Here is a 24,049-nt window from a genome sequence, read left to right on the forward strand (position 1 = left end):
CCGCCCCGGGCCGGGGCGGTCAGACGAAGCGTTGCTGGAACGCCTCCGTGAGGCTCGGGCCCTGCTCGCCCACCCGCCAGACGGTCCAGCCGTCCGCCGTGTAGGAGCCGGACGCCGCCGTCGCCGCCGTGTCCGGGTGGCGGTACTGGCCGCCGTCGGCGAGCTCGATCACGCCGTTCGGGTGCAGGACGCCTTCGTAGTGCTGGTTGCGGCGGGGACGGGACCAGACGATCCGGGTGGGCGCGCCGAAGCTGCGGGCCAGCGCCTCCAGGTCCGGGTCCTCCTCCTCGTCGAACAGCCCTGGGGTGTTCGACCGGATGGACTCGTCCGTCGGGACGGGCGGGACCTGTGCCTCGGGCGCCTGCCCCGGGAACGCGGGCTGCGCACCGGGCATCCCGTAGTCCGCCTGCGCGGGCCCGCCCGGCTGCGGCGCGCCGAAGCTCGGGTCCGCGGACCAGTCGTACACGGCGTCCGGTTGCTGGGCGACGGCGTACGCCGGGTCCTGCGTGTACCCGGCATAAGCCGGGTCCTGCGTGTACCCGGCGCCCTGGCCGTCGCCCCAGGCCTCGTTCTCGGGCCAGGCCTGGCTGTCGATGACGGGAGGCTCGAACGGGACCGACTCGACCGGGCCGAACGACCCGCTCGGGTGCCCCTCGTGGAGCGACATCGCTGAGAACATCGACTCCTGGGCGGGTGGGTCCGCCGGCTCCGGAAACGGAGTGGGGCCCGACCCCCCGGGGTATGCCGAGGGTGCGGAGTCCGCTCTGCCGGGGAACGTGGAAGGGGCGGACGTGTCCGGGAACCCGGCACGTTCGGACGGGGCAGAGAACGCGGACGGATCCGCGGCACCCCGGAACACCGACGGTTCGGACGGGGCCGACAGCACGGACGGCTCCTCCGGAGCCGCGTATGCCGCGAACCCGGAGTCCTGCCGCGCCGTCGGTGGCTGCCAGAGCTCCTCCGCGGGCGCCGGGCCGGGCCCAGGTGCGACGCCGGCGGACCTCTCGGGCGGCAGCGGCACCGGGGCATGATCGGTGAACGACCCGCGCACGCTCGTCGGCGTGTGGTCCGCGAAGGCCGGCGGCGGGTCCCCGGCCGCCGGAGTCTGCGGCGCGCCGGGCTGACCGTCGGGCGCCGAGGCGAACCGGTCCGTCCGCGAGCGCCGCCTGACGGGCGTCTGCGCCGGCTTCTGGACCCGGGGCACCGTGTCCGACGACGGGTGCGACGGCTCCGGCGACGGGTGCGGCGCGGTCGCCTCGCCTGACGGCGTGGCCGACCGGCCGGGCATCGGGGCCGCCGCTGACCGGCCACCCGCCTGTCCTGGGCGCTCCGCGGAGGGGCCGGGGCGCTCCGTGGAGAGCGGCGCCGGCGTCGGCCCGCTCGCCTGCGTGGAGGCCTCACGCTCCGCGATCGCGCGACGGGCGGACCGGCTCTGCGGCAGGGCGCGGTCGCTGCCCGAGCCCGTCGCTGCCTCCGTGGCCGGCGGCTGTTCACCGCCCCGGGACAGCGATCTGCGCAGGCCCCTGGCGGCGTTCCCGGCCCGGCCGTCCGCGGGCTGCGGCTCCGCGCGCGGGGGCCGGTCCGCGGAGGCAGGCGCGGGGTTCCGCGCGCCGCCCGCCCGCGACTCGTGGGCGACGACCGGCATCTTTCCCGTCAGCGCGTACCCGACCTTGACGCCCTCCGCGAAGGAGTTGGAGTCGGCACTCTGGGAGGTGAACATCGGCGCGGACGCGACGTTCTCGGGCGTCACGTGCTCCGGCTCGCCTCCCCGGGAGATCGACCCGCCACGATTCACCTGCCGCGGCGAGGGCAGCCCCGGGGGCAGATGGATGACCAGCGGGGACACGTCGAGGAAACGGCGTCCGTCGTCGGACTTCACGACGTCCATCTTCAGGACCTCCACCGGCATGGTGGGCTGGCGCAGGAAGTCGACGGCGTTGAGGATCTCCTGGGGCGCGTTCTGGCAGATGATGATGAGGCGCGCGCCGCCGCCGCTCTTGGAGCTGCTCGACTGCGTGATGGGGACGGTGTCGTAGAAGTCGGCGACGTCGTGCGCGAAGTTGTGCTGGCCGCCGTGATACCGCGACGCGAGCTCGCCCCGCGTCAGGCGCCCGGCGGCACCGGCGTGGTCGAGGGCCAGCGTCAGCGTCGACTTGTCGAGGTCCCCGACCAGCTCCACCACGACGGGCAGCCCGGAGGCGTCGAGCGCCAGCAGGTGCGGTTCGTCGGGCCCGGTGCCCTGCGCGACCGGGAAGACCTGCTCCCCGAGAAGGCCGTCGATGTGCGACTCCACCACCCGGTGCGCCGAGGTGTGCACGCCCGGTTCACTGCCCGGTCCGCCACCCGAGCCCTGCACGAGGAAGGGCCGCGTGGCGTCGACCTCGAACAGTGGCATAACGATGTTCTCCCGGATCCTCGGCCATGGCCCCGGTGACCATGGTCCGCAAAATCTTACGGCGCGAGCTGTGGTGACCTGAAACACGTCTCGGTGAAGGTCCCGTGACTCTTGTCACCCGTCTACTCCGTGCGTATCTTTTGCCCCATGTTCACGCTCCTCGATGCTATGCCCGTGGTTCCGCGACCGCTCTCGCCGGTCGTGAACCAGCAGGGCCGGCCGGGGAGGCGCGACCAGACCGCGGCCTGATGTGGCCTGCGCTGGCCGCCGGTGTGGTGGCGGGGTTCGCCGTCGCCCTCCCGGTGGGTGCGGTCGCGACGTATCTCGTGGGCCTCGCCGCGCGCACCTCGTGGCGCGTGGGCGCCGCCGGGGCCCTGGGCATCGCGACCGTCGACGGCGGCTATGCCCTGCTCGCCGCACTGTTCGGCACCGCGGTCACGAGCCTGGTCGTGCCCGTCGAGACCCCGCTCCGGATCGCCTCGGCCCTGATCCTGGTCGCACTGGCCCTGCACGGCGCCCGCACGGCGCTGTCGGCGACGCAGCAGCAGGAAGACCCTGCCGGCTCGGCGCACCCCCGCAGACCGCCACGCACGCCCGTGCTCACCCCGGCACGGTCCTTCGCCCGGTTCGTCGCGATCACCGCCGTCAACCCGGCGACGCTCCTGTTCTTCGCCGTGGTCGTCGCCGGAGGCGCGCTGCTGCCCGACGACGGTGCGGGCGCGGGCCTCGCGCTCGAGCCGTCCGGGCTCCGGGTGGCGGTGACGTTCGGGGCCGCGGCCTTCGTGGCCTCCGCGTCCTGGCAGCTGCTGCTCGCCCTCGGCGGCACGCTGCTGGGCCGGACGCTGTCGGGGCCGCGGGGCACGCTGGTCACGGCGCTGGCGTCGTCGGCCCTCATGGTGGTGCTCGCGGTGGTGGCGCTGCTGGGGTGATGATCCCCGCCGGGAGCGGCTCGGACGACGGTCGACCGGCGATCTGCTCCAGGACACTCAGGCTGGGCCTCCCGGCACGCAGCCCGGCGCCGGTCGACCCGGACCCGCCGTGGTGCACCACCGCGGACATCCGCGGGAACAGCCGGTCGTGCGGGGCGCCCTCGATGAAGAGCACGTCGCGCGACGGCGCGGCGCCCGGACGGCGGAAGTCGTTGATCATGCCGCCGTACAGGATGTTCGCGTCCCGGGGCCGCTGAGCTCCGGCATGGGGTCCTGGACGACGGCGAGCATCTCGGAGCCGGCGGGGTGGTGCGTGATCGTGCCGGGACGGCGGCCGGTGGGTGGCGCGTCGCCGGCGGGCACGCCGGCGCCGGGGACGAGGTCGGCGAAGCCGTCCGGGGCTCAGGCGGACGGGAAGCGGGCGTAGCGGCCGACGGCGGCGCGGACGTCGGCCGGGAGCTCGCGCCAGTCGTCGACCGTGTCCAGGTCGACGGCGGTGCCAGGGCGGCTTGTCGTCACGACCTGCAGTCCCAGGCGGGCCGCCTCCGCCTCGTGGGCGGCACGGCTGTCCGGCCCGAACCGGAAGCGGAACCCCCGGCCTGCCACTCCTGCGTCCAGGAGCAGCAGGTTCGTCCCACGGCCCACCCGGTCGGTCGCGACCACGACGTCGGCGGTGCCGGCCCGGCCCACGGCCGCGCGGTCGGCCGGACGTCCTACGGTCGTGCGCGCGGGGTGGGGCCCGCGCGCGTGGTCGGAGTGGCGACCGCTCGGGCCGGCGGCCGACCGCGCGGCCAGGTCCGCGACATCTGCCGGGGTGAGCGCGGGAAGGTCCGCGTGGGCGACCAGCAGGGAACGGCGCGTGTCGCCGCCGGGTCCGGTATCCGCCGCGCCGGCCCCGAGGGACTCCCGGGCCACGTCCAGCGCGGCGTTCAGCCCGGGCCGGTCGACCGGCTGGGACAGGAGCACGAGGTCACCGACGTCGGACAGCTCGCCGAGCGCGGAGCGCGCGAACCCGACGTCCGCCGTGACCACCACGACCTGCTCCACCGCCGGTGTCGCCAGCAAAGTGCCGACCACGTGCTGGGCCAGCACGGTGACGAGGGCGCGGCGGCCGTCGTCGTCCAGCACCGACGCGAGCCGCGACTTCCCGGAGACGCCGTCGCGCAGCGGGACCACGGCGGTCGGCCCGCTCACCCCAGCAGCTCCCGGGCGAGGCGCTCGCGCCCCTCGGCGCCGCCCATGACGGTGTCGGTGACCTGGACCTCGAGGCCGAGGTCGGCGATCGGTCCGGCGAGGTGCGCGTCGCGCTCGTCGATGCACAGGACGTCGGCCAGGCCCACGTAGAGCCGCGCGACACCCAGCGCCGAGACCTCGTGCCCCAGCGACTCCAGGATCTGCGCGGCCGGCCCCTTGATCGCGGCACCGCCCACGATGGGGCTGACGGCGATGCGGCGCGCGGCTGTCCCGGTCAGGGCCTCGCGCACACCGGGCACCGCGAGCAGCGGGTCGATCGACAGGAACGGGTTCGACGGCGCGAGCAGCACCAGCTCGGCCTCGCGCAGCGCGTCGATCACGCCCGGTGCGGGCCGCGCCGCCTCCGCGCCCTCGAAGTGCAGCCCGAGCACCTCGTCGGCGTGCCGGTGCCCCACGAAGTACTCCTGGAAGCCGAGCCGCCCGGACGGGGTGTCGACCAGCGTGGCCAGCGGCTGGTCCGTCGCGGGGAGGATCCGCGGACGCACCCCGAACGACTCCGCGAGCTGCGCCGTCACCTCCGACAGCGACGCTCCGCCACGCATGCGCGCCGTCCGGACGACGTGCGTCGCGAGATCCTTGTCGCCCAGGGTGAACCAGGTGTCCTCGCCGAGCCGGGCGAGCTGCTCGAGCGTCGCGTACGACTCCCCGCGCAGCCCCCAGCCGCGCTCCTCGTCGTTCAGGCCGGCGAGCGTGTACAGCACGGTGTCGAGGTCAGGCGAGATCCACAGGCCGTGCAGCTCGGTGTCGTCGCCGACGTTCACGACGACGGTCAGGGGATGCGGAGGATGCGGGTCCACGGAGCCGGAGACCGCCGCCGGCCCGTCCGGCGACGGTCGCAGCGCCAGGTCGAGACCGTGCGCGAGGCGGGCACCACCGACACCGCCGGCCAGGAGAGTCACTCGTTCCACACCCTGAGCCTATGCGCCGCGGCACCCGCCCGTTCACAACAGGACCGGCTGCCCGCGGACCGGAGCGAAGCCCGGCGTGCCACGATGGGGAAATGACACTCTTCGCGTTCTCCGTCGCTCCGATGACCGGGGGCGAGTCCGTCTCCACCGCCGTGGCCGAAGCGGTCCGCATCGTGCGGGAGTCCGGCCTGCCGAACCGCACCACCTCGATGTTCACCGAGATCGAGGGCGAGTGGGACGAGGTGATGCCCGTCATCAAGGCCGCGACCGATGCCGTCGCCGCCGGTGGCCACCGCACCTCGCTGGTCGTCAAGGCCGACATCCGGCCCGGCGCGGTACCGGGCCAGATCGACAGCAAGGTCGCCCGGGTCGAGGAGAAGCTGACGGCCGACGACGAGTCGCCCGGGCACGGCTGACCCGCCGGAGCCCCCCGCGGCGGGCCGGCCGCGGGACCGGACCGGCACGCCCCTACAGCCGCTCCGCGATCAGTTCCACCAGGGCCTTGCCCTGGACGTCCGCGAGGTGGTCCGCCTGGGTGCGGCAGGAGAAGCCGTCGGCCAGGTAGATGTCGCCCGGACCGGCCTCCCGCAGCGCGGGGAGCAGCGCGTTCTCGGCCACCGCGACCGACACGTCGTAGTGCCCCTGCTGCATGCCGAAGTTCCCGGCGAGCCCGCAGCAGCCCGCGAGCTCGTTGATCTCCGCGCCCGCCGACCGCAGGACCGCCCGGTCCGCCGCGAAGCCCATCACCGAGTACTGGTGGCAGTGCGGCTGCACGACGGCGGTCACCCCGTCCAGCGACGGCATCTCCCAGTCCGGGCTCGGCGCCGGGAGCGGGATGCTCTCCTTCGCACCCTCACCGGTGAGCAGCTCCGCCATGGTCACCGCAGCCCGCGACACGGCCAGCGCCCGCGGGTCGTCGGGGAAGAGGTCCACCAGGTCCGAGCGCAGCACCGCCGTGCACGAGGGCTCCAGCCCGAGGATCGGGATCCCGTTCACCGCGTACGGCCCGAGCACGCGCAGCAGGTTCTCCAGCCGCCGCCGCGCCCCGTCGAGCTGACCGGTCGAGATCCAGGTGAGCCCGCAGCAGGCGCCGTCGTCGGGGATCACGACGTCGTAGCCCATCGCGGTGAGCACCTCGATCGCGGCCTGCGGTACCGACGGCGCCATCGAGTCGCTGAACGAGTCCGCCCAGAGCACCACCTTGGGCTTGGCGGCGAGCCGTGCCGCGGTCTCGGCCTCGTGACCGGGCGTGCCGCCCACCCGCAGGCCGGGTACGCCGGCGGTCGCGCCCCCGCGCCGCCACCACTCGCGGAACGGCACCTCGGCGAACTCCGGCACCTTGCGCCGTGGGTCCATCCCGCCGGCGCGCAGCACCAGCTTCTGCACCCACCGCGGCTTCAGGACCGTGTTGACCAGGCGCGCGAACGGTCCCACGAGCCGCGCCCAGCGCGGCAGCCAGCCGAGCGCGTAGTGGTCGATCGGCCGGAGCCGGCCCTGGTAGGTGCGGTGCAGCACCTCGGACTTGTACTGCGCCATGTCCACGCCTGCCGGGCAGTCGGACGAGCACGCCTTGCAGCTCAGGCACAGGTCGAGGGACTCGTGCACCTCGGGCGCCGCGAGCCCGCCCACGAGGTTCCCGTTGACGGCCTCCTGCAGCACCCGTGCGCGGCCACGGGTGACGTCCTTCTCGTCGCGCGTCGCCTGGTAGCTGGGACACATGAACGATCCGGCGGAACCGCCGGGCTCCGGGACGACGCGGCACTTGCCGACGCCCACGCAGCGGTGCACCGCGGAGGTGAGGTCGTGGTGGTCGTGCGCGAACCCGAAGCCCGTGTACCCGGTGCGGGCCGCCGGGCCGCCGGTCAGCGTGGCGATGATGCCGGTGATCGGCGTGCGTGACGGCGTCGGCCGGGCGGCGGGACGGCGCAGGTCCTGGTCGATCGCGCGGGGCCGCACGACGACCCCGGGGTTCATCAGGTCCTCCGGGTCGAACAGCGCCTTGAACTCCTCCATGAGCCGGATCGCCTCGGGCGAGTAGATCACCGGCAGGAGCTCGGAGCGGGCGCGGCCGTCGCCGTGCTCTCCGGACAGCGAGCCGCCGTACTTGGCGACCAGCTCGGCGGCGTCGGACAGGAACGTGCGCAGGATCGAGCCCGACACCTCCAGCGGGACGTCGATCCGCAGGTGGACGCAACCGTCGCCGAAGTGCCCGTACGGCAGGCCGTCCACGCCGTAGCGGTCCATCAGGGCCTGCAGGTCGCGCAGGTAGGCGCCGAGCTTCTCGGGCGGGACGGCGGAGTCCTCCCAGCCGGGCCACGCCTGCTCGCCGGCGGGCGTGCGGCCGGCCAGGCCCGCGCCGTCGGCCCGGATCTGCCACATGCGGGCCGCGTCGGGACCGGCCGGGAACACGGCCGTCGCCAGGGCCGACGACGCCTCCGCGATCGCCTGCGCCCGTCCGAGCGCCTCGGCCTGCGTCTCGCCGCCGACCTCGATCATCAGCCAGCCGGCGCCCTCGGGCAGGTCGGGGACGGCCTGCGCGCCCTTCGCCCGGCGGACGACGTCGACCAGCCGGGCGTCCAGCCCTTCGATCGCGAGCGGGCGGTAGCCGAGGAGGGCGGGGACGTCGTCGGCGGCGGTCGCCATGTCGGGGTAGCCGAGCACGGCCAGGGTCGGCGCGCCGGGGACCGGCACCAGGTCGAGCGTGGCCTCGAGGACCGTGACGAGGGTGCCCTCCGTGCCGACCAGGGCACGGGCCAGGTGGGAGCCGTTCTCCGGGAGCAGGTGCTCCAGCGAGTAGCCGCTGACCTGGCGGCCGAAGCGGCCGAACTCCGTGCGCAGGAGGGCGAGGTTGTCCCGGACGAGCTCCTTGAGGCCGGGGACGGCCGCGAAGTCCGGGTCGCCGGACCCCGCGACGAAGCGACGCCCGCGGCCGTCGACCACGTCGAGCTCGACGACGTTGTCCGCGGTCCGGCCGTACGCGACGGCGTGCGGGCCGCACGCGTTGTTGCCGATCATGCCGCCGAGAGTGGCGCGGTTCTGCGTGCTCGGGTCGGGGCCGAACCGCAGGCCGTGCGGCTTCGCGGCGGCCTGCAGCGTGGACATGACCGTGCCGGGCTGCACGCGCGCGGTCCGGGCGTCGGGGTCGATGTCGAGGACGTCGCCGAGGTGCCGCGAGAGGTCGAGCACGACGCCGGGGCCGACCGAGTTGCCGGCCACCGACGTCCCGGCGCCCCGGGCGGTGACGGGCACCTCGAGCTCGCGGAGCAGGGTGAGCGCGGCGACGACGTCGTCCGCCGACTCCGGGAAGGCCACCATCTCCGGGACCACCCTGTAGTTCGAGGCGTCCGTGGAGTACTCGGCACGACGACGCGTGGAGTGGTCGACCGTACCGGACACCGCGGTGCGCAGCGCGTCCGCGACGGCCTCACGGGCGACCGCCGCGGCGTCCTGCGCCTCGGCCTCCGCCGCGAGCCGCACCTCCTCCTCGGCGATACGGCCGGCACTCGTGGCGTCGACGTCGGCGGGGGCCTGGGCGCGGCGGGTCTGCGAGGGCACGACGGTGATTCTCGCACCCCGGACAGGCAGTTGGCTGCAAGGAGTGCGCCGTTGCTCCGGCAGGCCGGTCTCGCACGCGGTCGCCCGCGTGCAGGATGTCCCCATGGAGTTCCAGGAGGTCGTCCGCAGGCGGCGCATGCATCGCCGGTTCACCGATCAGCCCGTCCCGTCCGGGGCCGTGGACCGGATGGTGCGCAACGCCGTGCGCGCGCCGAGCGCGGGGTTCAGTCAGGGGTGGGCGTTCGTCGTGCTCGACGAGCCGGCGGACCGGGACCGGTTCTGGGCGGCGGCGGCGCCGTCCGGCGGCGAGCGCTCCGACCGGGACATGTCGGCGTGGCTGGCCGGGATGCGCACCGCGCCCGTGGTCATCCTCGCGCTCGCCTCGAAGGCCGCCTACCTGCGGCGGTACGCCGAGAAGGACAAGGGGTGGGAGGACCTCGACGAGTCCCGCTGGCCGGTCCCGTTCTGGCACGTCGACGTCGGCATGGCGTCGCTGCTCATCCTGCAGACCGCCGTCGACGAGGACCTCGGCGCCTGCTTCTTCGGCGTCCCGCCGAGCGAGTCCCCGGCCGTGCGTGCGGCGCTCGACGTCCCGGAGGAGTACGAGATCACGGGCGCGATCGCCGTCGGCCACCCGCAGGAGGGCGGCGCGGCGGGCTCCCCCACCCGCCGCACCCGCAAGCCCTTGTCGGAGGTGGTCCACCGAGGCCGCTTCGTGCCGGGGTAGCCACCTGCCCGCCCGGTCCACCACCTCGACGGGACCAGGACGGGCCGGTCCCTGGCCGCCGGACCGTGGCGACGGCGCGAGAGCGCCCGCGGCGGCTGAGCCCGGCGGCTCAGGAAGGGCACGGTCAGGACTCGAAGGTGACGTCCAGGGTGATCTCGTCCACACCGGCGAGAGCCTTCGAGACCGGGCAGCCGGTCTTGGCGGCCTCGGCGGCCGCCGTGAAGCCGGCCTCGTCGATGCCCGTGGCGTACCCGCGCACGGTCAGCGCGATGGCCGAGATCCGGAAACCGCCGGCCGGGTCGGGCGTGAACGAGACGTCGGCACCGACCTCGATCTGCTCCGGCGTGGCGCCGGCGTTGCCGAGCTCGCCGGCGAACGCCATCGAGAAGCACGAGGAGTGCGCGGCCGCGATGAGCTCCTCGGGGCTCGTGACGCCTTCGGCGTCGACCCCGGCACGGCGCGGCCAGGACACGTCGAACGTCGCGGCGCCCGACGACGTGAGCTCCACCTGGCCCGACCCCTCCGGGAGGGTGCCGTTCCAGGCGGTGCGGGCAGTACGGACAGACATGAGGGCTCCTTCTGCTCGGTGATCGGTACGGGCGGTCCGCCGGGAACCACCTGGCCGCCGATGGACTCGGTGCCACCGACCAGGTAGTTCCCGGCGCAAGGTCTCCGCCCGAGCAGTCCGAACCTATCTCCGCGATCAGCGTCCCGCGAAGTCCAGCAGGTCGTCCCCGACCGCGACCACCGACCAGGTGCCGCCGTCACCCACCATCTCGTACGCCGGGAGCAGCACGATCGCGCCGTCCGTCAGCGCGTGCTGCGCCAGGCCCAGCCGTGCACCGGTGATCGTCACGTCGCGCACCGGCCAGGCGATCGCGGCGCCGGGATCGAGCGTCGCGGGCGGTCCGCCCGCCGTCGTCCCGTCCGACGACGACGACGACAGGTCCCGCATCGTCCGCACGTCTCCCTGCGCGGCGCCGAACCGCGCGTCACCGAGCCGGTCCACGGCCTCGCGCTCCGAGACCACCGGGTACGTGCCGAGCTCCGTGACCGGGGCCAGGAACCCGTTCAGCGCGGCGAAGCCGGCGTCGGACCCGGTGCCGGACACCGTCGCCGACCACTGCAGCCCCGTCCGGCGCCCGTCGAGCCGGTGGAGCGCGGTGACGCTGGTGCCGTGGCTGCTCGGGTCGGCCTCCAGGTCGTACGCGTCCACGTCGACGTCCAGCGCCTCCATGAGGCGCCGCAGCTCGTCGGTGGCCTCCGCCGCCGACGGTGCTCCGGCGTCGCCCTCCGGGCAGTCCGGCGCCTCGCCGCCCTGGCTGTCGGGCGCCACCGCCGGGTCGCTGCCCGACGTCGAGCCGGACGAGCCGCTGCCGGCCGCCCCGTCCTCCCGGGGCACGGGCAGCTCCTGCGGCAGAGCGGGCTCGACGATGCCGCACCGCCAGGAGTCCGACCCGGGGTCGGTGAACATCACCGAGGTACGCCCGTCGGCGGCGAGGCGCACACCGGCACCGGTCCCGTCCTGCGGGCCGACCACCCACGCGCCGCCCTCCTGCCGGGCGTCTCCGCGCACGCCGAGCGCCCGCGCCGTCCGCTCCGCCATGTCCCGCGTGTACGCCGAGCCTGCGTCGAGGGCGTAGGCCTCGTGCTCGGTCTCCGCGTCGGACAGACCGGCACCCGGGTGGAACACCGTGCGCGACGGCACCGGGGGATACATGAAAGTGCCCACCGCCGTGTCCGGCCCGACCTCCTGCTGCGTCTCGGGCGCGACGCCCGGCGCGCGCTCGGGCTCGCCCGCGGAGTCGTCCATGGTAGTGCCGCCCGTTCCCGCGCCCGGCGTACCGAGCTCGATCGGCGCCGCGGCGGAGTCCGCCTCGGACCCACCCGCACCGAGCGTGAGCTCCAGCCCGTTCGACCCGGCCGCGTACCCACCGCCGCCGACGGCGATGAACCCCGCCACGGCCGCCGCCACCAGGAGCGGCCCCCGCCGACGCGACCGCCGACGGGCGAGCTCGTCCGCCCCGGTCGTGCCGGTGCCGCCCGTCCCGGTGGTGTCCGGCGACGGGCGCCCGCCGGGCGCGCTCGCACTCGCCGCCGTCTCGCCCTGCGCACCCGTGGCGCCTGGCGCGTCCGTGCCGATCAGGGCGTCGATCTTGGCCCGCAGCACTCCGGCGGCCGGCTCGGGCGCATGGTGCGCGGGGTCGGCGGCACGGAGGCGGTCGAAAGCGTCGTCGTTCATCGCAGTCCCTCCGCGCTCCTCGTCGTTGTCCAGGGGTCGGGCTCCGGTTCCGGATCCAGGTGTGGTGCGCCCCGGCTCGTTCTCTTCCTCACCCGGGTATGTGTCGTCACGCGTCATGGGCTTGCTCCTGGGTGAGCCACGCCTCACGGAGGCGGGAGCGGGCACGGGACAGCGCGGCGTCGGCGCCGCCCCGGGAGACGCCCAGGACCTCGGCGAGCGCCGCGCCGTCGAGCCCGTCCCAGGCGACGAGCAGGAGGATCCGCCGGTCGCGGGGGCTGAGCGAGGCGAGAACGGTGCGCACGACGTCGTCGTCGACGGCCAGGGCCTCGGGGTCGACGTCGTCCGGCTCGTCCGGGACGATCGCGACCGGCAGGGCGCGGATCTTGCGGCGGTGGTTCGCGAGGACATATCCCGCGGTGCGGTAGAGCCAGGGCAGCTCGGCGCCGTCGGGCACGTCACCACGGCGACGCCAGGCGGTCGCGAGGACCTCGGCGGCGAGATCCTCCGCGTCGCTGGTGCGCGCACCGCCCGTGGCGGGCAGACGCCGCACGAAGTAGCGGAAGAGCGCCCGGTGGTGCGCGTCGAAGAGCGCGGCGAACCAGGCGTCGTCGTGCGGGGGCGGCCCCGGACGGGGTACGCCGTCCGGGGGCGGCTCTTGAGTGTCTCCCATGCCTTCACTATGTCTGACCTGTCCGTCCCCTTGCACGGGAGCCGCGGCCGGGCCCTCGGCGATGGCGAACCTGCTCGTTTAACGTTATCGAAAACGTTTGCCAGAATCTTCGACCTGTGCTTAGGTAGCGGACAAACCTCTCCATAACGACTGCCAACGACGGCACGCCACGGAAGGACAGGATCAACGATGACCCGACCACTCACCCTGCGCCGCAGGACCTTGACGCGAGCAGCCGGGCTCGGCGCACTCGCTGCCATGGTGCTCACCACCGGCCTGGCGGTCACCTCCGCCCAGGCCGCCGGATCGACGCTCCACGCGGCGGCCGACGAGTCCGGCCGCTACTACGGCACCGCCATCGCGGGCTCCAGGCTCTCCGACTCGCAGTACACGACCATCGCGAACCGTGAGTTCGACATGATCACGGCCGAGAACGAGATGAAGCTGGACGCCACCGAGCCCAACCAGGGGCAGTTCAACTTCTCGGCCGGCGACCAGATCGTCGACTGGGCGCTCAACAACGGCAAGCAGGTGCGCGGCCACACGCTCGCGTGGCACTCCCAGCAGCCGGGCTGGATGCAGAACATGGAGGGCTCCCAGCTCCGCCAGGCGATGCTCAACCACGTCACCCAGGTCGCCACCCACTACCGCGGCAAGATCCACTCCTGGGACGTGGTGAACGAGGCGTTCGCCGACGGCAACAGCGGCGCCCGCCGCAACTCGAACCTGCAGCGCACGGGCAACGACTGGATCGAGGCCGCGTTCCGCGCCGCCCGGGAGGCCGACCCGAACGCCAAGCTCTGCTACAACGACTACAACACGGACGACTGGAACCACGCCAAGACGCAGGGCGTGTACAACATGGTCGCGGACTTCAAGAACCGCGGCGTGCCGATCGACTGCGTCGGTTTCCAGGCCCACTTCAACTCGGGCAACCCGGTGCCGAACAACTACCACGAGACCCTGCAGAACTTCGCCGACCTCGGCGTCGACGTGCAGATCACCGAGCTCGACATCGCCGGCTCGGGCACCTCGCAGGCCGAGCAGTACCGCGGCGTGACCCAGGCCTGCATGGCCGTGGCGCGCTGCAACGGGATCTCCGTGTGGGGCGTGCGGGACACGGACTCGTGGCGCTCCGGCGACACGCCGCTCCTGTTCGACGGCAACGGCAACAAGAAGGCCGCGTACAACTACGTGCTCGACCAGCTCAACAGCGGCGAAGGCAACGACGGCGGTGGTGACGACGGCGGCGGCGACGACGGTGGCGACGACGGCGACGGCACCTGCTCGGTCACCGTCACCGGCGCCGAGACCTGGGGCGACCGGTTCAACACCACCTTCCAGGTGTCCGGCACCGACAACTGGGTCGTCACCATCAACACCAGCTCCGGCCAGAGCCTCCAGAACTCCTGGAACGCCAGCATCGCCGGCACCAGCGGCACCCTGACCGCCACGCCGAACGGCAACGGCAACAACTTCGGCATCACGCTCTACTCCAACGGCAACACCACCAGGCCGACGGCCAGCTGCTCGTCCCGCTGACGAGCGCACGGACCGCCGGGGCAGCATCCCGTCCCTCCCGGACGCTGCCCCGGCACCCGGACGCCACGAACAAGACCGCCGAGGCAGTACGTCACGCGACGTACTGCCTCGGCGGTTTGCTGTTCCTTCCGGTGCGGGCACCGCGGGCGCGGGTCCCGCGGTCACCTCGTCAGCAGGCTCCCAGGTTCTCCCAGGGACCCCACTCGCCGGTGCCCGGGGTGTCGCCCTGGGTCCACCACTTGGCGCGCCAGACGTCACCGCCGTACGCGACCTCGGTACCGCCCGTGTACGCCGCGGTGCTGTCCCAGGCCGCAGGGCAGTCGCCGGTGCCGGGGTCGTCCGTCGGCTGCGGGTCGGGACCGCCGGCGCACGCGCCCAGGTCCGCCCAGACGTCGGCGGCACCCGGGGTCTCCCCCTGCGTCCACCACTTGGCCTTCCACTCGTGGCCCTCGTGCGAGGCGGTGTCGCCGCCCGTGTACACCGTCGACGCGCCCCAGGCTGCCGACGCGCACTCCTCCGTCGGCGGGTCGGTCGGGTCGTCCGTCGGCGGGTCGGTCGGGTCGTCGGTCGGGTCGTCCGTCGGGTCCGGACCCGGGCCGCCCGAGCCGAGCTCCGCCGCCACCGCGGCGGGGAGGTCACCGGACTCGTCGCCCGACAGCTCCCACCACATGGCACCGCTGAGGCCCTGGTCCTTGATCCACCGGGCCTTCTGCGTGACGGACTGCGGGGTGTCGAGGCTCCACCACTGGGTGCCGTCGTACCGCCACGCCGCGCCGACCTCCTCGTCGAAGTACTCGGTGCCGAGGTTCTTCAGGATGTCGTAGTCCTCGTTGCCCGCCTCGTAGGTGCCGGGCGCCGCACCGGTGGCGGAGCCCCACGCCTCGGACTGGCCCGCACCCGTCCAGCCGCGGCCGTACATCGCCAGGCCGAGCGTGAGCTGTGCCGGGTCCACGCCGTTGCCCGTGTACTCCTCGAGGGACTGCTCGATGCTGAACTGCCGGGCCTCCTCACGCGGGTCGGCCGGGTCGTGGTACAGGTTGCCCTGGTGCCCGGTGAGGCTGGGGTCCCAGGCACCGTGCAGGTCGTAGCCCTGGAGGTTGCCGAAGTCGAGCGAGTCGAAGATCTCCGGGTCGTTCCAGCCGCCCGCCGCGACGTCCTCCGGGTTGGCCGGGAGGAACGCCGACAGCTCGTAGTCCTCGCCGCTCTGGGCGCCGTAGGCGTCGAGCTGGCTGCGGAACTCGGCGAGCAGCGCCTTGAAGTTCGCCGCGTCGTTCTCCGGGTCGACGTGGTTGCCCGCGTTGCCGTTCGGCGAGCCGGGCCACTCCCAGTCGATGTCGAACCCGTCGAACACGCCCGCGGCCGCGCCCTCGCCACCGCGACCGTCGATCACGGGCAGGTCGCCCTTGATGTACTGGTCGATGCAGGAGGACACGAAGTTCGCGCGGGACTCCGGCGTGGCGGCCGCCCGCGAGAAGTTCTTCGACCAGGTCCACCCGCCGAGCGAGAGCATCACCTTGAGGTCCGGGTGCTGCGCCTTCAGCTGCTTGAGCTGGTTGAAGGATCCGGCCAGCGGCTGGTCCCAGCTGTCGGCCTCACCGGACACGGAGTTCGCGGCGGTGTAGCCCATGCCGTAGTCGGCCCAGGCGTCGCCGGCGCCGTCGGACCCGTTCGGGCCCTCGCCCTGCGCCTTGTTCGCCTCGAAGCACTCGAGGGTCTCGTGGTGAATGTTGCCGAACGCGTAGTTGATGTGGGTCAGCTCGTCGGCGATCCCCGCGTCGACGATGTCCTTGACCTGGTAGTCACGCCCGTACACGCCCCATTGCGTGAAGTAGGCGACGTTGCGGTAGCCGTCCACGGCTGCTGTGTCGGCCGCCTCCTCCGCGTTCGCGGTGGTCGCCAACGCGGTGAGCGCCCCGGCTCCCGCGACGGCGAGCGCCGTCAGGCTCGCGGCGACGGTGCGCCGCTTCCGTCGTCGGGCGTCCGACGACGCCCGGCTCTGCTGCAGCTCCATCAGGGAGTCTCCTTCGTCCTCGTTCCCGGCCGTGGGCCGGCCGGGTTCTTCGGTTGTCGGTCCTGCTGCTCGTTCTGGTCCTTGCCGGCCGGGCTCCGCGGCCCGGCCGCTCACTGCCCCGCGGTGACGACGGTCGCGCCGCGCGGGTGGTCGTAGGTGGTGGCGTAGTCGGTGCCGTCGATCGTCACGACCACGTTGGAGAACTGCGCCACCGGCAGCGCCCACTTGAGGTTGTTCGTGATCGTCCCGCCTGCGGGGATGCCCCCGGCCGGGACGGTGAACGTCGCCGTGTGGAAGTCCGCGCCGAGCCCGCCGACGTTGGGGCCGGAGCGTCCCGGCGTCGTCGTCGTGCCGAGGCCGGACCAGTCGGTCATCGCGCCGGTATCGGTCGTGGCGTACTGGAAGGTGACGGTCGCTCCGGCCGGGACGGCCGCGTCGGAGCGGTTGTGGAACAGCACCTTCGGCGCGATCGGGTAGTTGTTGTCTCCGAGCGCGAACGCCGTGTACTCGAGGTCGATGTCGAGCGCCTCGGCGGGCATCGGCCCGTTCGCCTTGGTGCTGCCGTACGCCGGCACGTCGGAGAGCTTCGAGTGCAAGAGCTCGGTGAGGGTCGAGCCCATCTCGTACTGCCCCTTGGCGTCGTCGTACCCGTAGTCGCCGGCGAGCTCCCAGATCATCACGCCGCCGAGCCCGGTGTCGGCCACGTAGTCGGCCTTCTCGCCGATGGCCCACTCCGCGTCGCCGGACAGGAACGTGCGCGTCTGGGCGTTCCACCACCACTCGTTCTTGGTGACGTCGTCGGTGAGGTGCTCGTAGCTGCCCTCGACCGTGCCCGGCACGCCGTACGCGTCGGTGTAGTCCCCGACGACGCCGTCGGCCAGGTTCTTCACGTGCCAGATCGGGTTCACGCCGGCGGGAACCGCCGTGCCGGACGGGTCGGTGTCGTACCAGAGGTTGTCGATGCCGTCCGCGCCGTGCCCGCACGCGTTGTTCGTACCGGGCGGGCAGGTGTAGCCCGACGGCGGCACCGCCGTCCCGCCCATGCCCTTCGTCCCGCCGGTCACGTCCTGGAACCCACGCGTGTAGTAGGGCACGCCGAGGTTGATCCGGCCCGCCTGCATGGCGCCGCGGAAGTAGTGCGCGGCCCAGTCGCCGTTGAGGTACCCGATGCCGTCGTAGGCGGTGTAGACGCCGCCCGCCGTGAGCTCGGGGTCCTTGCCGTCGTCGAACAGCGCGGCGTTGCCGCCGACGTACTTGTTCCAGGCCCCGTGCAGGTCGTAGGTCATCATGTTGACGTAGTCGGCGTACTCGGTGATCTGGTACGCCTCCATGCCGCGCAGGAGCCATCCGGACGACGGCGTGGCCGTGGTGAGCAGGTAGTACTCGCCGTCCTCGGCGCCCGCGGCGTCGAGGTGCTCACGGAGCGTCTTCATGAGCGCGACGTAGCCCTCGAAGAGCTGACCGCGCCGGGCGTTCGAGAAGTCGAAGTCCAGCGGGTTGCCGGCGTCGTTGTTCGACGTCGGGTACTCGTAGTCGATGTCGATCCCGTCGAGCTCGTACTCGCGGACGAGGTCCACCACCGACTCGGCGAAGGTGTCCATGCGGTCCTGCGACTCGGTCATCGTGTAGAAGCCGCCCGAGGCGACGCGTTCGCCGTCGCCGTCGAGGTAGCCGCCGGTCTCTGCCCAGCCGCCGACGGCCGGGATCACCTTCACGCCGGGGTTCTGCTCCTTGTACCGGTGCAGCAGGTTGAAGTGCCCGGTGTACGGCAGGTCGGGGTCCATCTCGGCGCCCTCGACGCCCGGCCACGTCATGTCGGTGGCGGGGTTGCCGGCGACGTCCTCGTTGACCGACACCCGGTAGTCCTCGCCGACGTGCGCGAACGCGTAGTTGATGTGGCTCAGGGACTCCCACGGGATGTCGTTCGCCAGGTAGGCGGGCTGGTCGCCGACGCCGGTGCGCCAGCTCGTGAAGTAGCCGATGACGCGGCGGTCGAGACCGTTCGGCAGGATCTCGCGGCCGTCCGTGTCGTAGACGTCGCAGTACGGGGTGTCGACCCCGGCCGTGGGCGCCATGCCGTCGGGACGGCAGGCCTCGTCCGGGCCCCCGCCCGACGGCGGGTCGGTCGGCTCGTCGGTGGGCTCACCGGTCGGCTCGTCGGTAGGGGTGGGCTCACCGCCCCCGCCGCACTCCCCCTGGTCCTCCCAGGGGCCCCACTCGGCAGCGCCGGGGGTCTCGCCCTGGGTCCACCACTTGGCGCGCCAGTTGTGCCCGTCGTGCGAGGCGACGTCGGCACCGACGTACACCTCCGACGACGACCACGGGGTGCTGCACTCGACGGCCGTCGCCTGCGGCTCCGCGGCCGCGGCGGCCATGCCTCCGCCGGCCACGGCCAGCGCCACCGCGATCGCGACGGTCCGCCCGGCGTGACGCCGACGTCGTGGCTGTTCGGTCTCCATTGCCCCTACCTCTCCTCGTCCTCCACAAAAGTAAGGAGAGGTTCCATTTAAAGAATCCGTGATCCCCACAATGGCGGGGGAGGAATCCCGGCCGCCATACGGGAAACCCCGTACAGTTCGGCCGATCAGGCGGTCCGGTAGGCCAGGACCGCGAGCTCCGTGCGGGAACGGACACCGAGCTTGCGGAACACCCGGCCCAGGTGCACCTCGACCGTCCGCACCGACACGTACAGCTGCTCGGCGACCTGACGGTTCGTGCGGCCCTGCGCGACGAGCCGGGCCACGTCGAGCTCCCGTTCCGTGAGCAGCTCGCTCCAGTGCGCGAACCGGTCGGAAACGTTCTCGGCAGCCCGGGCCTCACGCTCCTGGCGCTCGACGTCGAGCCGCGTCACGTTCTCGGCCGTGACGCTCTCGGCCCGCTTCTCGACCGCCCGGTGGTCGCCCGACGACCGCCGGTCGGGCAGGAACGCCACCGCTCCGGACTCCGCGAACAAGGCCCGCGCCGCCATGAGGTGCGCGGCCGCGTCGGAGTCGCGCCCGTGCCGCTCCAGCGCCCGCGCGATCACCACCTCGGTCAGGCCCCGCTCGAACGTCGACGCGACGGTCTGCGACACCTCCACCGCGCGTTCCGCCGCGCGCTGCAGCGCGCTCGGCTCGGCCAGCGCCACCTCGGCCCGCGCCAGGTCGAGCTTGACCCGCAGCGGTGCGGCGCGCGACGCCGGGCCCAGCGCCGCCGACCGCAGCTGCGCCAGGTGCCGCCGGGCCGAGCGCTGCTGGCCGGCGCGGACGAAGAGCTCGGTCGGGTCGGGGGTCGGCAGCCACCAGGCACGCAGCTCCGCGCCGCCCCGCTCCTCGGAGAGCCCGAGGAACGTCGCCGCCTGCACGTCGTGCCCGGCCCGCGCAGCCTCGACGGCCCGGTCGCCGAGCTGGGCCGCGCGGACGACCCCCGCGCTGGCACCCACGGACGAGGCCTCCAGGGCCTCCGTCGTGGAGCTCACGCTGCCGGTGCGCACCAGGTCGATCCGGCGCGCGAGGGCGACCCCGAGCCCGCCGAACGCGAGGGCGACGGGCAGACGGCGCACGGCGTCGTCGAGCACCTCGGCCGCCCGGTCGAGCTCGCCGGAGCGCATGGTGACCAAGGCCTGCACCACCCGCAGGTGCGCCTCGACCAGCGGCGTCGCCCGGCCGGGGCTCTCGAACCAGCAGCCGCCCTGGCGCACCGGGGCGACGTCGGGCAGCACGTCGGCGAGGATGGCCGCGGCCTTGTCCGCGCTCTCGTGCACGACCGCGAGCGCCCGGACCGCGGCGCGCAGCGCGGCGCGATCGTGCCCGGACCCGACCACCTCCGCCAGCCCCGGGTTGGTGTCCCCGTCGCGGAGCGCGAGCGCCACGGTCAGGACAGCGCTGGCATCGTCCGCCTGCCGAGCGAACTCCACGGCGTCGTGGACGTGGCCGCCCAGGAGAGCCGCCCGGCTCGCGACGTCACAGGCCCGCCGGTGCGAGGCGCCGATGCCCTGGCTCGCGGCCTCACGGGCCACCTCGAGCGCGCGGATGGTGTCGCCGCAGGACAGATGCCGCTCCGCGAGCTCGACGAGGCCGTCGGCGAGCAGGGCGTCACCTTCCATCGTGCTCAGCGCCGTGTGCCAGAGAGCCACCTCGACCCGGCCCGAGACGCGCAGGACGTTCGCTATCGCGGCGTGCACCGCGGTGCGGGCGGCCAGGTCGGCGTCGTGGTGCACGATCTGACGGACGCGCTGGTCACGGAACGAGAACCGGCCGCCCACCAGGTGCAGGTGGACTCCGGCGGGCCCCGCGACGAGGTCGTCGATGCCGGCCCGGGCCGCGGCGAGCAGCACCTCGGGCCGGTCGATCACGGCGACCGATGCGGTGAGCAGGATGCGCCGGGTGCCCTCGTCGAGGTCGACGAGGTCCGGATGAGCGGCCCTGGCTGCCGGGACCGCGGGCAGCGGGTCCGGGAGCAGGGAGGCACCGGTCAGGTGCTCGGTGTTGAGTATGTTCTCGAGCTCGGCTCGAGCCTGGCGGTCTCCTTCGACCAGATCGGACAACGTGACCGAGACGTGGGGCGCGACATTGCGCCTCCGCGTCAAGGTCGTGGACTCTTCCGTACGGGCAGATGTGGCGGACGCCATCGGAACGCCTCCCGGTTTTGTTCACGGCAGGAACAAGTATGCACTTCATATATTTCACCCGGGTGAAAGACCTCTCAGGTGCCCGGGCGCAGACATGGTGGCCGAGTGTGTCATGCCTCCAGCAGGATCGTCACGGGCCCGTCGTTGACGAGCTCGACCGTCATGTCCGCTCCGAAGCGGCCGGTGGCCACCTCGAGCCCGCGCCCGCGCAGATCGTCGACGACGGCGTCGACCAGCGGCTCCGCGACCGGACCCGGGGCTGCGGCGCTCCAGGTGGGGCGCCGTCCCTTGCGCGCGTCCCCGTACAGCGTGAACTGGCTGACCACGAGGACGGGCGCGCCGGCGTCGGTGGCGGAGCGCTCGTCGCGCAGGATGCGCAGCTCGGCGATCTTGCGGGCGATGGTGGCGACCTGCTCGGCCCCGTCGTCGTGCGTAGCGCCGACCAGAGCCAGGAGGCCGGGCCGGTCGATCGTACCGACACACTCGCCTTCGACGCTCACGCTGGCGCGCGTCACACGCTGAACCACGGCTCTCATGCACCCGATCCTAGGAGGCACCCCGAGGTGGGGCGGTGGTGGTTATGCGAAGGGCACCGACACGTGGCCTACCGGGTGGCCGCCGCCCAGGACAGGGGTCTCGCCCAGTGCGAGCAGGGCGGGCAGACTCGCGCCCGGCACGTCTCCCGCACCGGCCACGCGGAGCGCGGCGGCCAGGATCGCGGGCCGCGGCCGGGGACCGCCGTCGAGCACCTTGAACGCGACGGCCGAGCCGTCCGGCAGGCCCGCGCCGTAGACGCCGTCGGCCCCGTCCTTCGCGACGAGCCCCGGGACCGCGCGCATCGCGAACGTGGCCTCACGGCCGTCGCCGCCGACCATCTCGGGGTGGGCGTTCATCGCCCGTGCCAGCCGCGCCTCCGGACCGTCGGCCGCGCCGGCGATCCGCCCGAAGGCCCGCGCCAGCCCCGACAACGTGCTGCTGAACAGGGGCGCGCCGCAGCCGTCGACGGTGACGGCGTCCGGCTCGGCACCGGTGAGCGCCACGATCCGCGCGCGGACCGCCACCTGCAACGGGTGGTCGACGTCGAGATAGTCCTCCCGCGACCAGCCGGCCGCCACACAGGTGGCGAGCATCCCCGCGTGCTTGCCGGAGCAGTTCTGCGCGACCGGCGCGGGGCCCGGACCGTCACCCTCCTCGACGTGGTCCGCCATCTGCCATGCGAACGCCGACGGCGCGTGCAGCGGCATGTCGGGCGTGTTCCGCAGGTCGACAGGGGTGAGCCCGGCGCGGCCGAGGATCTCCCGCACGCCCGCACGGTGGAAGGGCTCGCCGTTGTGGCTCGCCGCGACCAGCGCGAGCAGGGGGTCCGGCACGTCGAGGCCGTGGTCCAGCATCGCGAGCGCCTGGACCGGCTTGAGCGACGACCGCGGCCAGATCACCACGTCCGGGTCGCCGATCGCGAGCCGCACCGCCCCGTCGGGGCCGAGCACCACGAGGTGGCCGAGGTGGACGGACTCCACGATCCCGCCCCGCAGGACGTGCGCCAGCGGCGCCGCGTCGTCGGCCACGGTGCGAGGGCCGGTGACCGTGCTCGTCCCCGGCGACGGGTGCGGGCCCGCCGCCGGCCCCGCACCCGCGACGTCGTCCGTGGCCGTCCCCGGGTCCGACGACGGCGCCTGGGAGCGCGTCACCATCCGCCGGTGTTCCCGCCCGGGCGCTGCGGGCCGCTGCCCGTGCCGTACCGCAGGAGCCGCGGGCGCACGTCCACCCAGTAGATGGCGGCGGGGACGACGGCGACCAGATTGAGGAAGACCCCGATCATGTTCAGCGCGCCCAGCAGTGCGACGACCCCGGCGAACCCGAGGATCAGCATCCACTTCGTCTTGTCGAGCTTGCCCTCGCTCTTGTAGCCGTGGGAGGGCCGCCGGGCAGCGTCGAGGATCGCGATGACGAGCGCGATGAGGACGCCCCAGCCGATGATCAGCGTCACGAGTCCTTGCGGGGAGAACATCACGCACCGAGCCTACGGCAGCACCCTGCCGGGGCAGTACCTCCCACCCCGAGGTGGCACGACCGCACGGGACCACTTCCGGCAGCGCTGCGGCGGAGGTCGCGGCGTGGCCCGGGCCGGCGGCCGGGCAGATCAGTACACGAGGGCCTGGGCGTCCGGGCGCAGGATCTCCTCGACGAAGACCGGGGAGCCGGCGATCCGGATGCCCGGCACGACGCCGTCGGGCCCGATCTCGCGCCGCGCCGCGCACTGCGTGCAGAGCGTGACCGTGCCCGCGCCGAGGATCACGTCCAGCAGGTCGGGCAGCGGAGCGGCGTGCTCCAGCTCCAGCTCGGCGGCCCGGCCGGGCACGGCGAGCCACGACGCCTCGCCCGCGAGCCACAGGCTCACCTCGGCCCCGGCGGCCACCGCCGCCGCGGCGACCGTGAACGCCTGGTTGACGGTCTCGGGCCGGTCGAGACCTGCGGTGGTCTTGATCACGAGCGGACGGTGCGCAGGGGTCATGGTGGTTAGGATCGCACCATGCATGACTACCAGGCGCTCGAAGGCGTGTTCATCGGCCTCCTCGTGGCCGCCGTCCTGACCATCACCTGGTTCGCCGGGTACACGGTCTACAAGCTCTTCTCCGGCCAGCGCTGATGCCCTTCGCCTTCCCCGAAGGCCTCGCGCCCGAGGTGTACCCGCTGGCCTGGCTGGCGGGTACCTGGAGCGGCAGCGGCGTCATCGACCACCCGGCGATCGGCAAGAAGCAGTTCACGCAGGTGCTCACGTTCGACCACGACGGCGGTCCGTACCTCCGCTTCGAGTCGACGCTCCGTGTCGCGGACGGCGCCCCGGCGGACGCCGCCGGCACGCCCGCCGAGGACGTCGTGTGGTCCACCGAGACCGGCTACTGGCGGGTCTCCTCCGACCGCCCGGACGGGCTCGGCGAGGAGCGGCACGCGCTCGAGGTGGTCGTCGCGGACGCCGCGGGCCGCATGACGCTGTACGTCGGCGCCGCGGGCGAGGGCCGCATCGACCTGGCGAGCGACGCGATCGCGCGCACGTCGACGTCGAGCGACGTGCGCGCATCCAAGCGCCTGTACGGCCTGGTCGAGGGCCGCCTGATGTGGGTCGAGGAGCTGGCCGCGTTCGGTGAGCCGCTCCGCTCCTACGCCTCGGGCGAGCTGGACAGGCAATAAGGCATGACCGCGGGAATG

20 protein-coding genes are annotated in these 24,049 nt (G+C 73.6%); 5 read left to right on the top strand and 15 right to left on the bottom strand.

What is annotated here, in order from left to right:
• Nucleotides 1-19 precede the first annotated feature (19 nt).
• Nucleotides 20-2,395 (bottom strand): restriction system modified-DNA reader domain-containing protein, encoded by a 2,376-nt coding sequence (locus ACYU96_RS15960; RefSeq protein WP_460755563.1) that lies wholly within the window; start codon nucleotides 2,393-2,395, stop codon nucleotides 20-22.
• Nucleotides 2,396-2,643: 248 nt separating this feature from the next.
• Between ACYU96_RS15960 and ACYU96_RS15965 the strand changes: the two genes are divergently transcribed.
• Nucleotides 2,644-3,324 (top strand): LysE family transporter, encoded by a 681-nt coding sequence (locus tag ACYU96_RS15965; protein WP_460755566.1) that lies wholly within the window; start codon nucleotides 2,644-2,646, stop codon nucleotides 3,322-3,324.
• Here the strand turns inward: ACYU96_RS15965 and ACYU96_RS15970 are convergent.
• The 3 genes from ACYU96_RS15970 to cofD all read right to left on the bottom strand — a co-directional run bounded on the left by ACYU96_RS15970 (nucleotide 3,287) and on the right by cofD (nucleotide 5,486).
• The gene (locus ACYU96_RS15970; protein WP_460755568.1) at nucleotides 3,287-3,544 is read right to left on the bottom strand and encodes a glycosyltransferase; all 258 of its coding nucleotides are present in this window, start codon (nucleotides 3,542-3,544) and stop codon (nucleotides 3,287-3,289) included. The genes ACYU96_RS15965 and ACYU96_RS15970 overlap by 38 nt on opposite strands.
• 182 nt (nucleotides 3,545-3,726) lie before the next feature.
• The gene (locus ACYU96_RS15975) at nucleotides 3,727-4,518 is read right to left on the bottom strand and encodes a 2-phospho-L-lactate guanylyltransferase (protein ID WP_460755571.1); all 792 of its coding nucleotides are present in this window, start codon (nucleotides 4,516-4,518) and stop codon (nucleotides 3,727-3,729) included.
• Nucleotides 4,515-5,486 (bottom strand): 2-phospho-L-lactate transferase, encoded by a 972-nt coding sequence (gene cofD, locus ACYU96_RS15980; RefSeq protein WP_460755573.1) that lies wholly within the window; start codon nucleotides 5,484-5,486, stop codon nucleotides 4,515-4,517. The genes ACYU96_RS15975 and cofD overlap by 4 nt, the downstream gene beginning before the upstream one ends.
• A gap of 92 nt (nucleotides 5,487-5,578) precedes the next feature.
• Between cofD and ACYU96_RS15985 the strand changes: the two genes are divergently transcribed.
• Nucleotides 5,579-5,902: a thiamine-binding protein gene (locus ACYU96_RS15985; protein ID WP_460755576.1), complete on the top strand. Its 324-nt coding sequence runs from the start codon at nucleotides 5,579-5,581 to the stop codon at nucleotides 5,900-5,902.
• Nucleotides 5,903-5,954: 52 nt separating this feature from the next.
• Here ACYU96_RS15985 and ACYU96_RS15990 read toward each other — a convergent pair whose 3' ends face one another.
• Nucleotides 5,955-9,041, bottom strand: a complete 3,087-nt coding sequence (locus ACYU96_RS15990) for an FAD-binding and (Fe-S)-binding domain-containing protein (RefSeq protein WP_460755579.1) — start codon at nucleotides 9,039-9,041, stop codon at nucleotides 5,955-5,957.
• Nucleotides 9,042-9,144: 103 nt separating this feature from the next.
• On the opposite strand from ACYU96_RS15990, the gene ACYU96_RS15995 reads away from it, so the two are divergent.
• Nucleotides 9,145-9,768, top strand: coding sequence for a nitroreductase family protein (locus tag ACYU96_RS15995; protein WP_460755581.1), 624 nt, complete (start codon nucleotides 9,145-9,147; stop codon nucleotides 9,766-9,768).
• A gap of 124 nt (nucleotides 9,769-9,892) precedes the next feature.
• Here the strand turns inward: ACYU96_RS15995 and ACYU96_RS16000 are convergent, their stop codons facing one another.
• The 3 genes from ACYU96_RS16000 to ACYU96_RS16010 all read right to left on the bottom strand — a co-directional run bounded on the left by ACYU96_RS16000 (nucleotide 9,893) and on the right by ACYU96_RS16010 (nucleotide 12,680).
• Entirely contained in the window at nucleotides 9,893-10,336 is a 444-nt protein-coding gene (locus tag ACYU96_RS16000) for an OsmC family peroxiredoxin (protein WP_460755584.1), read from the bottom strand.
• 135 nt (nucleotides 10,337-10,471) lie between these two features.
• Nucleotides 10,472-12,010: a hypothetical protein gene (locus ACYU96_RS16005; RefSeq protein WP_460755586.1), complete on the bottom strand. Its 1,539-nt coding sequence runs from the start codon at nucleotides 12,008-12,010 to the stop codon at nucleotides 10,472-10,474.
• Between the two features lie 106 nt (nucleotides 12,011-12,116).
• Nucleotides 12,117-12,680: an RNA polymerase sigma factor gene (locus ACYU96_RS16010; RefSeq protein ID WP_460755589.1), complete on the bottom strand. Its 564-nt coding sequence runs from the start codon at nucleotides 12,678-12,680 to the stop codon at nucleotides 12,117-12,119.
• Nucleotides 12,681-12,869: 189 nt separating this feature from the next.
• Here ACYU96_RS16010 and ACYU96_RS16015 point away from each other — a divergent pair, with 189 nt between their 5' ends.
• Complete coding sequence (locus tag ACYU96_RS16015) at nucleotides 12,870-14,222, top strand: endo-1,4-beta-xylanase (protein WP_460755592.1); 1,353 nt, start codon at nucleotides 12,870-12,872, stop codon at nucleotides 14,220-14,222.
• Between the two features lie 169 nt (nucleotides 14,223-14,391).
• Here the strand turns inward: ACYU96_RS16015 and ACYU96_RS16020 are convergent, their stop codons facing one another.
• The 7 genes from ACYU96_RS16020 to ACYU96_RS16050 form a co-directional block, all read right to left on the bottom strand.
• Nucleotides 14,392-16,233 carry a glycosyl hydrolase family 18 protein gene (locus tag ACYU96_RS16020; RefSeq protein WP_460755595.1) on the bottom strand — a complete coding sequence of 614 codons (1,842 nt, stop codon included), beginning with the start codon at nucleotides 16,231-16,233 and terminating at the stop codon, nucleotides 14,392-14,394.
• Between the two features lie 110 nt (nucleotides 16,234-16,343).
• Nucleotides 16,344-18,692 carry a glycosyl hydrolase family 18 protein gene (locus ACYU96_RS16025; RefSeq protein WP_460755597.1) on the bottom strand — a complete coding sequence of 783 codons (2,349 nt, stop codon included), beginning with the start codon at nucleotides 18,690-18,692 and terminating at the stop codon, nucleotides 16,344-16,346.
• Between the two features lie 125 nt (nucleotides 18,693-18,817).
• On the bottom strand, nucleotides 18,818-20,800 hold the full coding sequence (locus ACYU96_RS16030) for a LuxR C-terminal-related transcriptional regulator (protein ID WP_460755600.1): 1,983 nt from the start codon (nucleotides 20,798-20,800) through the stop codon (nucleotides 18,818-18,820).
• Between the two features lie 152 nt (nucleotides 20,801-20,952).
• Nucleotides 20,953-21,378: a D-aminoacyl-tRNA deacylase gene (dtd, locus tag ACYU96_RS16035; protein ID WP_460755603.1), complete on the bottom strand. Its 426-nt coding sequence runs from the start codon at nucleotides 21,376-21,378 to the stop codon at nucleotides 20,953-20,955.
• A 42-nt stretch (nucleotides 21,379-21,420) separates the two neighbouring features.
• On the bottom strand, nucleotides 21,421-22,533 hold the full coding sequence (locus tag ACYU96_RS16040) for an asparaginase (RefSeq protein WP_460755606.1): 1,113 nt from the start codon (nucleotides 22,531-22,533) through the stop codon (nucleotides 21,421-21,423).
• The gene (locus ACYU96_RS16045) at nucleotides 22,527-22,850 is read right to left on the bottom strand and encodes a DUF2516 family protein (protein WP_460755897.1); all 324 of its coding nucleotides are present in this window, start codon (nucleotides 22,848-22,850) and stop codon (nucleotides 22,527-22,529) included. The genes ACYU96_RS16040 and ACYU96_RS16045 overlap by 7 nt, the downstream gene beginning before the upstream one ends.
• Nucleotides 22,851-22,982: 132 nt before the next feature.
• Nucleotides 22,983-23,354, bottom strand: a complete 372-nt coding sequence (locus ACYU96_RS16050; RefSeq protein WP_460755609.1) for a DsrE family protein — start codon at nucleotides 23,352-23,354, stop codon at nucleotides 22,983-22,985.
• Between the two features lie 134 nt (nucleotides 23,355-23,488).
• Between ACYU96_RS16050 and ACYU96_RS16055 the strand changes: the two genes are divergently transcribed.
• On the top strand, nucleotides 23,489-24,031 hold the full coding sequence (locus tag ACYU96_RS16055) for a heme-binding beta-barrel domain-containing protein (RefSeq protein ID WP_460755612.1): 543 nt from the start codon (nucleotides 23,489-23,491) through the stop codon (nucleotides 24,029-24,031).
• Nucleotides 24,032-24,049: the final 18 nt, after the last annotated feature.

Source organism: Myceligenerans cantabricum (assembly GCF_054777735.1).

Excerpts from the sequence above, each read along its gene's own strand:
- ACYU96_RS15995 (WP_460755581.1), top strand. The coding sequence starts at position 9,145 with ATGGAGTTCCAGGAGGTCGTCCGCAGGCGGCGCATGCATCGCCGGTTC.
- ACYU96_RS16020 (WP_460755595.1), bottom strand. The coding sequence starts at position 16,233 with ATGGAGCTGCAGCAGAGCCGGGCGTCGTCGGACGCCCGACGACGGAAG.
- ACYU96_RS16015 (WP_460755592.1), top strand. The coding sequence starts at position 12,870 with ATGACCCGACCACTCACCCTGCGCCGCAGGACCTTGACGCGAGCAGCC.
- ACYU96_RS16050 (WP_460755609.1), bottom strand. The coding sequence starts at position 23,354 with ATGACCCCTGCGCACCGTCCGCTCGTGATCAAGACCACCGCAGGTCTC.
- ACYU96_RS16040 (WP_460755606.1), bottom strand. The coding sequence starts at position 22,533 with ATGGTGACGCGCTCCCAGGCGCCGTCGTCGGACCCGGGGACGGCCACG.
- ACYU96_RS15965 (WP_460755566.1), top strand. The coding sequence starts at position 2,644 with ATGTGGCCTGCGCTGGCCGCCGGTGTGGTGGCGGGGTTCGCCGTCGCC.
- ACYU96_RS16055 (WP_460755612.1), top strand. The coding sequence starts at position 23,489 with ATGCCCTTCGCCTTCCCCGAAGGCCTCGCGCCCGAGGTGTACCCGCTG.
- ACYU96_RS15970 (WP_460755568.1), bottom strand. The coding sequence starts at position 3,544 with ATGATCAACGACTTCCGCCGTCCGGGCGCCGCGCCGTCGCGCGACGTG.
- ACYU96_RS16045 (WP_460755897.1), bottom strand. The coding sequence starts at position 22,850 with ATGTTCTCCCCGCAAGGACTCGTGACGCTGATCATCGGCTGGGGCGTC.
- ACYU96_RS16025 (WP_460755597.1), bottom strand. The coding sequence starts at position 18,692 with ATGGAGACCGAACAGCCACGACGTCGGCGTCACGCCGGGCGGACCGTC.
- ACYU96_RS16000 (WP_460755584.1), bottom strand. The coding sequence starts at position 10,336 with ATGTCTGTCCGTACTGCCCGCACCGCCTGGAACGGCACCCTCCCGGAG.
- ACYU96_RS15985 (WP_460755576.1), top strand. The coding sequence starts at position 5,579 with ATGACACTCTTCGCGTTCTCCGTCGCTCCGATGACCGGGGGCGAGTCC.
- ACYU96_RS15960 (WP_460755563.1), bottom strand. The coding sequence starts at position 2,395 with ATGCCACTGTTCGAGGTCGACGCCACGCGGCCCTTCCTCGTGCAGGGC.
- ACYU96_RS16010 (WP_460755589.1), bottom strand. The coding sequence starts at position 12,680 with ATGGGAGACACTCAAGAGCCGCCCCCGGACGGCGTACCCCGTCCGGGG.
- ACYU96_RS16005 (WP_460755586.1), bottom strand. The coding sequence starts at position 12,010 with ATGAACGACGACGCTTTCGACCGCCTCCGTGCCGCCGACCCCGCGCAC.
- dtd (WP_460755603.1), bottom strand. The coding sequence starts at position 21,378 with ATGAGAGCCGTGGTTCAGCGTGTGACGCGCGCCAGCGTGAGCGTCGAA.